This window comes from Stenotrophomonas sp. SMYL11 (assembly GCF_036320005.1).
GTDB lineage: Bacteria > Pseudomonadota > Gammaproteobacteria > Xanthomonadales > Xanthomonadaceae > Stenotrophomonas > Stenotrophomonas maltophilia_A.
The window spans coordinates 234,825-246,341 of the sequence record NZ_JAWIRS010000003.1 but is presented as its reverse complement, the minus strand read 5'-3'; the positions used below and the strand labels follow the sequence as shown (position 1 = coordinate 246,341).

Here is an 11,517-nt window from a genome sequence, read left to right as displayed (position 1 = left end):
CCAAGATTGGCGTCCAGCAGATGCGGGACACGGCAGTCGTCATTCCCCCACGGCATAAGTGTTTGTGACGCAATCGTCACATCTGCAGATTGGGAGTGTGAAGAGGTAGGGGGTTGTTCGTTGTGTCGCGTTTGGCTCGTTGCGATGGGGCAGTCCCGCCCCGCCGTCCTGCCATGCCGATTCACAACAGAAGGATTCGTGTATGAAGCGACACACGCAACGCTCCGCGCCACCGCGCTCCGCGCGCCTGGCCCTTGCCACTGCCCTGGTGCTGGGCAGCCTGGCCGTCACCGCCCAGGCCCAGCAGGCCGATCCGCTGGCCGGGCGCCAGTGGCATCTGCTCAACACCGGGCAGGCCGTACTGGGCGATACCCTGCCGGTGGCCGGCAACGATCTCAACGTGGATGGCCTGTTCCGCAATGGCATCCGTGGCCAGGGCGTCACCATCGCCATCGTCGATGACGGCCTGCAGATCGCACACCCGGACCTGGCCGCCAACGTCGCGGCGGTCGCCGGCAAGAACTTCGCCAACCAGAGCAACAACCCCTCACCGTCCAATCCGGACCGCGACAATCACGGCACCATGGTCGGCGGCATCGCCGGTGCAGTAGGTGCCAACAACCTGGGCGTGCGCGGCGTGGCCTCGGCGGCCACCCTGAAGGGTTTCAATTTCCTGGCGTCCAATGCCCAGGGCAATTCGAATTCCAACATCGAGTACTCGTGGTGGGACGGCGCCGAAGTGGCCGATGTAGGGGTCTTCAACAACAGCTGGGGCTCCAGCCCGGGCAACCCCAACCTGCCGCTGGCCTACAGCCAGAACGACATCGCCGCCTATGAGCAGGCCATGTCCGGCACCCGTGGTGGGCGCGGTGGCATCTACGTGAAAGCTGCCGGCAACAACCACAACAACGGCGCACGCTCGGATGGCACCGACATCTGCTCGGCAGACACCAAGAACCGCAACACGGGTTGCATTCCGGCCGGCCGCGACCCGCGTAACAACCTGTTCAACGTGATCACCGTTGCCGCCGTGCGCGCCGATGGCGTGCGCTCGTCCTACTCGTCCACCGGCTCGGCGCTGTGGGTGTCCGGCTTCGGCGGCGAGAATGGCTGGCAGCGGCAGGTCGTGCCGGGGCAGCTGGCGATCCGCTACGATCCGGCCATCCTCACCACCGATGTCACCGGCTGCGCGCAGGGCAGCAACAAGAACACGAGCCTGCGCAACACCTTGGACGGCGACCAGTCTGCCATCGACAGCACCTGCAACTACACCGGCAAGATGAACGGCACCTCGGCGGCCACGCCGATGGTGTCGGGTGTCGCGGCGCTGTTGCTGGAGACCAATCCGAACCTGTCCTACCGCGATGTGAAGTACATCCTGGCCACCACCGCCACCCGCACCGATCCGAACCGGGCGGCGGTGACCCACTCCGACGGCCGCGTGCTGGTGCCGGGCTGGACGGTGAATGCCGCCGGCCGTGCCTACAGCAACTGGTACGGTTTCGGTGTGGTCAATGCAGCACGCGCGGTACAGGTCGCAGAGGACTTCCAGCCGCTGGGTGCACTGGTGGACAGCGGCTGGCGCAACACGACGCGCACCGTGGCCATCGGCAATACCTCGGCGGCCGCGGCGCGCCTGACCTTCCAGCTGGCCAATGGAGCGCGCAACATCGAGAGCGTGCAGCTCGGCTTCCGCGTCAACCACAGCAACACCCGCCAGCTGCAGTTCGTGCTGATCTCGCCTAGTGGCACGCGCAGCGTGGTGCAACCGGCATTCACCGCCATCGGCTCTGGCCTCAATGGTGTGCAGCGTAACTTCACCAACTGGGACCTGCTGTCCAGCAATGCCTTCCTGGATGAGAACGCCACGGGCACCTGGACACTGGAAGTCACCGACCTGGGGCAGGCCGCGAACGCTGCATCGCGTGGCAACCTCGAATTCTTCAAGATCCGCGTTCTGGGGCACTGATGATGAAGACGACCATTCTGTTGAGCACCCTCGCCCTGGCGGCGATGACCACCACCACCTGGGCACAGAGCTCGGGCCAGACACCTCCGGCGAAGACCTTGTCGACCGTAGACACGCAGCAGTTGAAGGCGGAGGCCACCGGCCGTTCGTTCAATGTGGGCGGCTCGCGCTTCCAGCTGGCGCCGTCGGCAACCGTGCAGCAGGCCAGCGGCGGTCAGTTCCGGATCACCACCGGGGCTGATGCCAGCGCGGCGGCCGTCGGCACCCGCAGCAAGCGGTCCACCGATGCGTCTACCGGTGTGGCCGCGCGTGCGGATGCCGGTTCCAGCAAGTTTGCGGCCGCTGTCTCCAACGATGGCGCGCCAGTCGTGGCGACCTCGCGGGTCAAGGTGTTCTTCACCGATGCGGCTTCGGCGCAGCGTGCGGCCACCGCCACCGGCGGCACCGTGGTGAAGGTATCCAAGGCCTCGGGCCGCGCGATTGTGGAGTACCCGTCGGTGAACGCGGCGCTGGATGCGACCACCAAGCTGCTGTCGACCGCCGGCATCAAGGCGGCCGAGCCGGACGTGGTGCAGTGGGAAGAAACCAAGTAAGGCGTTGAGTGGTACCCCCGGCCGGTTGGCTCTCCTGGCCGGCCGGGGGATTGGTGTGTTGGGGTGTGCCGACCAACGGTCGGCACCCACCAGATTCATTCACAGCGTGTCGACCAAGGTCGACACCTACCGGGCGGCGAGTGTGTCGCTGTGCTTGCGGCTGCAGCTGGCCAGCGGGCCGTTGCCGGCGGCCGGATGGCCGGGCTCGAGTAGCAGGCGCTGCACGTCGGAAAACAGCTTGTCCACCGGCATGCCGTACGGCGCGAACAGGCGCAGGCGGCCCTGGCGATCGAACACGTAGCCACCCGCAATGTGGCTCATGGTGTAGGTCTCCGGTATCTGACCGGGTTCCTTTTCGTAGAACGCCTTGAAGTCGCTGGCCATCGCGGCCAGTTGTGCTTCGTTGCCGACCAGTGCGATCGCCTTGGGGTCGAACGCTTCCACGTAGGTGCGCGCAACCTCCGGCGTATCACGCGCTGGGTCGACACTGACGAATACTACCTGCAACTGGTCGGCATCCTTGCCCATCAGGTGCTTGACCTGGCTGAGCTCGACCATGGTGGTCGGGCACACGTCCGGGCAGCTGGTGAAGCCGAAGAACAGATAGGTCACCTGCCCCTGCAGGTCCTTCGGGCCGCGCACGGTGCCGTGGCTGTCAGGCATTGACCACTGCTGGCCGAGCTCTTCGCAGGCGATGTCCCTGGAGTAGAAGTCCATGCGCGACTGCGCGCTGCAGCCGGCCAGCAGGCCGATGGCCAGGCCGGCCAGCAGCGGCAGGCGGAAACGGGGAGAGAACAACGAACGGACAACAGCAGCAGGACGCTTCACGGGTACCACCAACGCAGATGCGGGCGGGGTCTCGGTCAGGCCTGCCCTTGGGGGGAAAGAGGACGGAGGTGCCGGGGTGATCGCGCGGTCCATGCCGATCACCCCGGCCACGGTCAGTTGATCATCATGTGGTAGTGCATGCTCCAGATGATCCACACCGACAACGCGACGATGATGAACAGGATCACCAGGGTGAACACGAAGCTGGCCAGGTTCCAGCCGCCTTCGGACTTGCGGTCCATGTGCAGGAAATAGACCAGCTGTACCAGGATCTGCGCCACCGCGAAGCCGACTAGCAGGAACAGCGTGAGCGGCCGCGACAGCACCGGGTTCATCACCAGTGCGAACGGCACCACGGTCAACAACGCGCACAGCACGAAGCCGATCAGGTAGGACTTGGTGGAGCCGTGCGCATTGCCGGCGCGCGAGGTTTCGACGTGGGCCATGTCAGAAGGCTCCGATCAGGTAGACGAAGGTGAAGACGCAGATCCACACCAGGTCCAGGAAGTGCCAGAACAGGCTCAGGCACGACACGCGGGTGATGTTGGTCGGGGTCAGGCCGCGGCGGTAGACCTGGTGCATGACCACGGCCATCCAGATCAGGCCGCTGGCCACGTGCAGGCCGTGGGTGGCGACCAGCGCGAAGAACGCCGACAGGTAGGCACTGGTGCTCGGGCCGGCGCCTTCATGGATCAGGTGCGAGAACTCGTAGATCTCCATGCCGATGAACGAGGCACCGAGCACGAAGGTTACGCCCAGCCAGCGCAGCACCGCTGAGGCATCGTGGCGATGCATTGCCAGTACGGCCTGGCCATAGGTGATGCTGGAGACCAGCAGCAGGAAGGTCTCGGCCATCACGAACGGCAGCGAGAACAGCTCCTTGCCGGTGGGGCCGCCAGCGTAGGCGGTGCTGAGCACCGCGTACGAGGCGAACAGCGAACCGAACAGCACCAGGTCGGACATGAGGTAGACCCACATGCCGAACACCTTCATGCCGCCCTGCTCGTGGCCATGGTCGTGTTCGTGGTGGTCCTCGTGCGCCTGCGTGTCGCTGGCCAGCTCCGGGCGGGTCAACAGGTTCATGCGCGTACCTCCTTCAGCTTGGCAAGGTTGGCCGCTTCGGTGCGCGCCACCTCCTCGGAACTGACGTAGTAGTCCACGTCCTCGTCGTAGGACCGCACGATCAGGGTGACGATCATCGCGATGAAGCTGGCCGCGGCCATCCACCAGATGTGCCAGACCAGGGCGAAGCACAGCACCAGGATCCAGATGTTGAGGATCAGCGGCACGCCGGTGTTCTTCGGCATGTGGATCGGTGCGTACTTCTTCGGCGGCGGCGGCAGGCCGCGCTTCTTCGCTTCGTGGAAGGCATCCAGCTCATCGGCCTTGGGCACTACGGCGAAGTTGTAGAACGGTGGCGGCGACGGCGTGGCCCATTCCAGCGTGCGTGCGTTCCACGGGTCGCCGGTCAGGTCCAGGTTGCGCTTGCGGTCACGCACGCTCACGTAGATCTGCACCAGCATCAGGATGATGCCCGCGAACACGAACAGTGCACCGATGAAGGCGGCGATCAGGTACGGCGTCCACGCCGGGTTGTCGTACTGGTTCATGCGGCGGGTCATGCCCATGAAGCCGAGCATGTACAACGGCATGAAGGCCAGGTAGAAGCCGATCACCCAGCAGGCGAACGACCACTTGCCCAGGCGCTCGTTGAGGGTGAAGCCGAACACCTTCGGGAACCAGTAGGCGAAGCCGGCCAGGTAGCCGAACAGCGCGCCGCCAATGATGGTGTTGTGGAAGTGGGCGACCAGGAACAGGCTGTTGTGCAGCAGGAAGTCCGCGCCCGGGATGGCCAGCAGCACGCCGGTCATGCCGCCGATGGTGAAGGTGACCAGGAAGGCGATGGTCCACAGCATCGGCACGCTGAACTCGACGCGGCCACCGTACATGGTGAACAGCCAGGTGAAGATCTTCACGCCGGTGGGGATGGCGATGATCATCGTCATGATGCCGAAGAAGGCATTGACGCTGGCACCGGAACCCATGGTGAAGAAATGGTGCAGCCAGACGATGAACGACAGGATGCCGATCGCCAGCGTGGCGCCCACCATCGACTTGTAACCGAACAGTTTCTTGCGCGCGAACGTGGCGGTCACTTCGGAGAAGATGCCGAACGCCGGCAGCACCAGGATGTACACCTCCGGATGGCCCCAGGCCCACACCAGGTTCACGTACATCATCGGGTTGCCACCCAACGTGTTGGTGTAGAAGTTGAAGTCCAGATAGCGGTCCAGGGTGAGCGCACCCAGTGCCACGGTCAGGATCGGGAAGGCGGCGATGATGATCACGCTGGTGACCAGCACGGTCCAGGTGAACACCGGCATCTTCATCAGGGTCATGCCCGGCGCACGCATGCGCAGGATGGTGATGAACAGGTTGACGCCGGTCAGCAATGTGCCGATGCCCGAGGCCTGCAACGCCCAGATGTAGTAGTCCACGCCCACGCCTGGACTGAACTCGATGCCCGACAGCGGCGGATAGGCGACCCAGCCGGTCATGGCGAATTCGCCAACGCCCAGCGAGATCATCATCAGCGCAGCGCCGACCACGAAGATCCAGAAGCTGAAGGCGTTGAGGAACGGGAACGCCATGTCGCGCGCACCGATCTGCAGCGGCACGATGATGTTCATCAGGCCGACCACGAACGGGGTGGCCACGAAGAAGATCATGATCACGCCGTGCGCGGTGAAGATCTGGTCGTAGTGCTCCGGTGGCAGGAAGCCGTCACTGCCCGGGCCAGCGGCGGCCAGCTGCGCGCGCATCATCAGCGCATCGGCGAAGCCACGCACCAGCATGACCAGCGCCACCACCACGTACATGATGCCGATCTTCTTGTGGTCCACGGTGGTGAACCAGTCACGCCATAACGGGCCCCACAGCTTGAAGTACGTCACCGCGCCGAGCAGCGCGAAACCACCCAGCACCATGGCCGCCAGTGTGACCACGACGATCGGCTCGTGCAGCGGCACGGCCTCCCACGTCAATTTACCCAACATGTTCGTTACTCCTGGGAAACCTGGGCACCACCGGCAGCACCCGCCGGGGTAGCAGCAGCGGTGTTCTCACCGACGCCGATGAACTGGTCGATGACCTTCTTGAACAGCAGCGGTTCGACGCTGGAGAAGTGCTGCACCGGTGCGTTCTTCGACGGTGCGGCCAGCGCCTTGAACTGGTTGAAATCCAGTGCCTGCGGCGCGCTGCGTACCTCGGCCACCCAGCGCTCGAACTCCTCGTTGCTGCTGGCGGTGGCAATGAACTTCATGTTCGAGAAGCCATGCCCGCTGTAGTTGCCGGACATGCCGCGGAACTGGCCGGGCTCGTTGGCGATCAGGTGCAGCTGCGTGCGCATGCCGGCCATCGCGTAGATCTGCCCACCCAGCTGCGGGATGAAGAAGGTGTTCATCGTCGAGTTGGAGGTGATGTTGAACGCCAGCGGGCGGTCAACCGGGAAGTTGAGCTGGTTGACCGTGGCGATGCCGAGGTCCGGATACACGAACACCCACTTCCAGTCGGTGGCGATCACGTCCACATGCAGCGGCTCACCGGCCACGTCCAGCGGCTTGTAGGGGTCCAGCTCGTGGGTGGACTTCCACACGATCACCGCCAGCACCGCGATGATGATCAGCGGCACGCCCCAGACCACGATCTCCACTTTGGTGGAGTGCGACCAGTCCGGCATGTATTTGGCTTTGGTATTGCCGGCGCGGTAGCGCCAGGCGAACACGAAGGTCAGCACGATGGCCGGTATCACCACGATCAGCATCAGGCCGATGCAGATCAGGATCAGGTCGCGCTGGGCGAGCCCGACCATGCCCTTCGAATCCAGCAGCACCCAGTCACAGCCCGACAGGCCGACGCAGGCCAGGGCGACCAGCGCCAGGCGGATGCGGTTCCAGCAGATATTCATTGGAGGTCAACCCTGTTGAAGAAGCGCGCTTGACCGGCTCGCCTGCGCGCAGCGCCCGGGCGTGGAGCGGCTACACTGTGGGTACGAGGTCGCCTACAAGCAGGCGAACCACTCCAATCAAGCCCATACAAGATACAGCATTGTATGGACTTGTGCATCTGTACGTATGGAAAAAACTGACCGATGACGCCACCTGCCGCCGGCCGCCGCCTGAAACACCCCAATCGCACCTGGGTTCGCCCCTTCCGCGAGGGCGCCGGCCCGCTGTACCTGCAGATTGCCCAGCAGGTGCGCGAAGCGGTGGATGACGGCGTGCTGCGCCCGGGCGACCGCCTGCCGCCGCAGCGCGACCTGGCCCAGCAGGTGGGCGTGGACCTGACCACGGTCACCCGCGCCTTCGCCGAGCTGCGCCAGGCCGGCCTGCTCGATGCGCAGGGCGCCGGTGGCACCTTCATCGCGCTGTCGGCTGGCAACCGCAGCACCTCGGTCGACCTGAGCATGAACATTCCGCCGCTGCTGGGCAGCGCGCCGTTCGCACAGGGCATGGAGGCCGGTTTCCAGCACGTGGGCCAGCAGCTGGGCCAGGGCGAACTGATGAGCTACCACGTCGGCGCCGGCACCCGCGAGGACCGCGCCGCCGCCGTGCAGTGGCTGGCGCCGATGCTGGGCACGGTGGGTGCCGACCAGGTGGTGATCTGCCCCGGCGCGCAGACCGCGCTGTGCGCGCTGATCCTGGCCCGCACCCAGCCGGGCGAGCTGATTGCCGCCGAGCAGCTGACCTACCCGGGCCTGCTGGCGGCAGCGCGCGTGCTGCAGCGGGGCGTGGTGCCGGTGGCGATGGACGCCGAGGGCATGCTGCCGGAGGCGCTGGAGGAGGCCTGCCAGCTGCGCCGCCCGCGCATGCTGTACCTGGTGCCGACCATCCAGAACCCGACCACGGCGACGATGTCGGCGCAACGCCGGCAGGCCCTCCTGGCCGTTGCGAAGCGCCACGATCTGACCGTGATCGAAGACGATCCCTACTGGTTGCTGGCCGGGGACGCCGCGCCGCCGCTGGCCGCACACCGCGATGCCGGCTGTCCGGTCTATTACATCTCCACCCTGTCCAAGTGCCTGGCCCCGGGCCTGCGCACCGCCTACCTGGTGGTGCCGGCCGGCGAGCCGATGGAACCGGTGCTGGACGCCCTGCGCGCAATCGCACTGATGCCGACCCAGTCGATGGTGGCGGTGGCTTCGCAGTGGATCCGCAGCGGCCAGGCCCGGGACATGGTGCAGCGCTTCCAGCAGGAACTGCGCGAGCGCCAGGCCATTGCCGCGCGTTATCTGCCGGCCCGTGCCCAGGCGCATCCGGCCGGCCTGCATGTGTGGCTGCCACTGCCGCCGCGGCTGGACCAGTACCGGTTGATCCAGGCAGCACAGGAACAGGGGCTGGGCATTGCCAGCTCGGACGCCTTCAGCGTGGAAGAACCGCCACCTGGCAATGCGATCCGCCTGTCTCTGGGCGGCGCGGTCGACCAGGGCGCGCTGGCAGGGGCGCTGGCCAAGCTGAACGAGATCCTGTCCGAGGCCCCCGAGGCACGCCACAACGCCATCGTCTGAACTGAGCGCATGGCGCTCCATCCATACAAGATGATATTTTGTATGCAATGTATGGATGAGGGGACGTGCATCGATGCGCGCCGAGAAACTGAAATTCCATCTGGTGATGGCCGGGTGCGGTGGCTTTGTGGTGTTGATGCTGGCCGCGCTGGCCTGGGTCTGCCTGCAGCCACAGACCGTGGACGTACAGGCCGCCGAACGCCACGCCATCGAGCAATGCCTGCAGCGCAGCGAGGATCCGTCGCGTAGCGAGATCCAGCGCCGCGCGCAGGCCGATTCCTGCCGCGAGATGCGCAAGCAGTACGTGCACAAGTTCGGCGGGGAAGCGTCCTGATGGGCGCAGCCGCGCCGCGTCGCCGCTGGCTGCTGCCGACGATGATCGCCCTCGCCTGCCTGTTCATGGCCGGCGTCGCGGCTGCGCTGTGGCAGTACTTCGGCTACAGCGCGCAGTCCACCTTCACCGAACAGGCCATCGTCTTCGACGACTCGCAACTGCGCCTGCCGGCCGATCTGGCCGGAGATACCGGCCGCATCCGCGTGGTGCATTTCTGGGACCCGGCCTGCGGCGTGTGCAACCGCGAGACCGGTGCGCACCTGAGCTACCTGATCAGCATGTACCGCCGCGCCGGCATCGACTTCTATGCCATCCGCCGCCCGGGTACGCAGGGCGAGCTGCCCAAGCCGCTGCGCAACAAGGTGATCAACCTGCCGACCATCGACGGCATCGAACACATCCCGGCCAGCCCCGCTGTCGCGATCTGGGATCGCCAGGGCCACCTCGCCTACGCCGGCCCATACAGCATCGGCATGGTCTGCAATTCGGCCAACAGCTTCGTCGAACCGCTGCTGGACAAACTGGTGCGCGGCGAATCCGTGCGCCCGAAAGGACTGCTTGCCGTGGGCTGCTACTGCCCGTGGCAGGCCAAGCGTTGAGGACGCGCAATGACATCACTGACGCTGGCCGGCGTGGCCGCCGCAAACAACAACGGCGGTCACCTGTCCGAACCGACCGATGGTTATGGACAGGCTCCCGCCGTTGGAAGCAACGATACGCCCCGACATGCTCCGTACATGCCGCGACCGGATGTCGCAGCCCGTGAATGGGTACAGGACGTACTCGCGCACAGCGGGCCGATCTACCTGCGCATCGTCAACTCGCTGGAACGAACGGTGCGCCGCGGCGGTCTCGCACCTGGACAGCGCCTGCCTTCGCAGCGCGCGTTGGCGCAGCAGCTCGGTATCGACCTGACCACGGTCACCCGCGCCTTCGATGAAGCACGCAAGCGTGGCCTGATCGAAGCGCGTGGACCACAGGGCAGTTTCATCGCACCGCCCAAGGCCGGCTTCGACCAGGCGGTGGACCTGAGCATGAACGTGCCACCGGTGCCCGACGCCGATGCGCTGGCCGAGACACTGCGCCGCGGTGCCGCCGCCGTGCTTGCACGCAGCAACGCACCGAATCTGATGACCTATCACCTGGGCGGCGGCAACATGACCGATCGCCACGCGGCGGCGCGCTGGCTGCAGCCGATGCTGGGAAAGGTGGACGATGCCTGCCTGCTGCTGACCGAGGGTGCACAGGTGGCGCTGGCGTCGATCCTGGTCAGCCAGGGACGCGACGACGGCGCGATCCTGTGCGATGCGCTGGTCTATCCGGGCCTGCTGCAGGCGGCCGCCGCACTGGGCCGGCGCCTGCTGCCGGTGGACAGCGACGAGCACGGCATGTGTCCCGAGGCGCTGGTGCGGTTGGCACGCGAAAGCGGTGCGCGGCTGGTCTATCTCAATCCCACCTGCCAGAACCCGACCGCACTGACCCTGCCGCTGCATCGGCGCAAAGCATTGGCGCGTGTGCTGGAAAGCGAACGCCTGCTGGCAATCGAAGACGATCCGTACTGGCACCTCGCCGAAGATGTACCGACACCGCTGGCGGCCCTGGCACCGCGCCATGTGTTCTACGTGGCGACGCTGTCGAAGGTGATCAGCCCCGGCCTGCGCACCGCCTTCGTGCGCTGCCCGAGCGCAGCGCATGCCGAGGCGATGACAGTTGCACTGCGGGCAACGCGGTTGATGGGCCATCCGCTGGTCTCGGCGCTGGCCAGCCAGCTGCTGCTGGATGGTTCGGCGCAGTCACTGCTGGCGCAGGTGCGCACCGAGGCGCGCGAGCGCATGCGCATGGCGAGCTACCTGCTGGCGCCATCGCTGCTGCAGCGGGCAGAGGGCCTGCATGCGTGGTGCCGGATACCCGCGCCTTGGACCGATGCCACGCTGGTGCGTACCGCACAGCTGCAGGGGCTGGCGATCGCGCCTTCATCGGCGTTCTGTCCTCCGGGGGTGCAGCATCAGAACGGCGTGCGGTTGTCGTTGGGGCTGGCGGCGGATCGCCGGCAGCTGGAAGGTGCGCTGCGGAGGATCGATCGGTTGTTGTTGTCGGATGCGTTGCCGGCGATCGAGCGGTAGGCCTGGTAGTGCCGGCCGCTGGCCGGCATCGGCGTGCACGGATCATGAGGTTGCCGGCCCCCCGCCGCCACAAACCCCCCCCCCCCCACCCCCGACCCACCCCC

At 66.0% G+C, this 11,517-nt stretch carries 11 protein-coding genes; 6 read left to right on the top strand and 5 right to left on the bottom strand.

Going from position 1 to position 11,517, the window contains the following annotated elements:
* Positions 1-202 precede the first annotated feature (202 nt).
* Positions 203-1,969 (top strand): S8 family serine peptidase, encoded by a 1,767-nt coding sequence (locus V3B46_RS07975; RefSeq protein WP_049400824.1) that lies wholly within the window; start codon positions 203-205, stop codon positions 1,967-1,969.
* On the top strand, positions 1,969-2,562 hold the full coding sequence (locus V3B46_RS07970) for a S8 family serine peptidase (protein WP_329891609.1): 594 nt from the start codon (positions 1,969-1,971) through the stop codon (positions 2,560-2,562). The genes V3B46_RS07975 and V3B46_RS07970 overlap by 1 nt, the downstream gene beginning before the upstream one ends.
* A 126-nt stretch (positions 2,563-2,688) precedes the next feature.
* Here V3B46_RS07970 and V3B46_RS07965 read toward each other — a convergent pair whose 3' ends face one another.
* The 5 genes from V3B46_RS07965 to cyoA form a co-directional block, all read right to left on the bottom strand.
* Positions 2,689-3,360: an SCO family protein gene (locus V3B46_RS07965; RefSeq protein WP_329891711.1), complete on the bottom strand. Its 672-nt coding sequence runs from the start codon at positions 3,358-3,360 to the stop codon at positions 2,689-2,691.
* A gap of 143 nt (positions 3,361-3,503) precedes the next feature.
* Positions 3,504-3,836, bottom strand: coding sequence for a cytochrome o ubiquinol oxidase subunit IV (gene cyoD / locus V3B46_RS07960; RefSeq protein WP_005411473.1), 333 nt, complete (start codon positions 3,834-3,836; stop codon positions 3,504-3,506).
* A gap of 1 nt (position 3,837) precedes the next feature.
* The gene (gene cyoC / locus V3B46_RS07955) at positions 3,838-4,473 is read right to left on the bottom strand and encodes a cytochrome o ubiquinol oxidase subunit III (RefSeq protein ID WP_082783343.1); all 636 of its coding nucleotides are present in this window, start codon (positions 4,471-4,473) and stop codon (positions 3,838-3,840) included.
* Positions 4,470-6,446 (bottom strand): cytochrome o ubiquinol oxidase subunit I, encoded by a 1,977-nt coding sequence (cyoB, locus tag V3B46_RS07950; protein ID WP_154264701.1) that lies wholly within the window; start codon positions 6,444-6,446, stop codon positions 4,470-4,472. Before cyoB ends, cyoC begins: the two co-directional genes overlap by 4 nt.
* 5 nt (positions 6,447-6,451) lie before the next feature.
* A complete protein-coding gene (gene cyoA / locus V3B46_RS07945) occupies positions 6,452-7,357 on the bottom strand; it encodes a ubiquinol oxidase subunit II (RefSeq protein ID WP_329891608.1) in 906 nt (301 codons plus the stop codon).
* Between the two features lie 183 nt (positions 7,358-7,540).
* Between cyoA and V3B46_RS07940 the strand changes: the two genes are divergently transcribed.
* The 4 genes from V3B46_RS07940 to V3B46_RS07925 are packed head-to-tail and all read left to right on the top strand — an operon-like array spanning position 7,541 to position 11,413.
* Positions 7,541-8,956: an aminotransferase-like domain-containing protein gene (locus V3B46_RS07940; protein ID WP_329891607.1), complete on the top strand. Its 1,416-nt coding sequence runs from the start codon at positions 7,541-7,543 to the stop codon at positions 8,954-8,956.
* A gap of 55 nt (positions 8,957-9,011) precedes the next feature.
* On the top strand, positions 9,012-9,290 hold the full coding sequence (locus V3B46_RS07935; RefSeq protein WP_229301144.1) for a hypothetical protein: 279 nt from the start codon (positions 9,012-9,014) through the stop codon (positions 9,288-9,290).
* Positions 9,290-9,889, top strand: coding sequence for a DUF6436 domain-containing protein (locus V3B46_RS07930; protein WP_329891606.1), 600 nt, complete (start codon positions 9,290-9,292; stop codon positions 9,887-9,889). The genes V3B46_RS07935 and V3B46_RS07930 overlap by 1 nt, the downstream gene beginning before the upstream one ends.
* A gap of 9 nt (positions 9,890-9,898) precedes the next feature.
* Positions 9,899-11,413, top strand: coding sequence for an aminotransferase-like domain-containing protein (locus V3B46_RS07925; protein ID WP_329891605.1), 1,515 nt, complete (start codon positions 9,899-9,901; stop codon positions 11,411-11,413).
* The last annotated feature ends 104 nt before the right edge of the window (positions 11,414-11,517 follow it).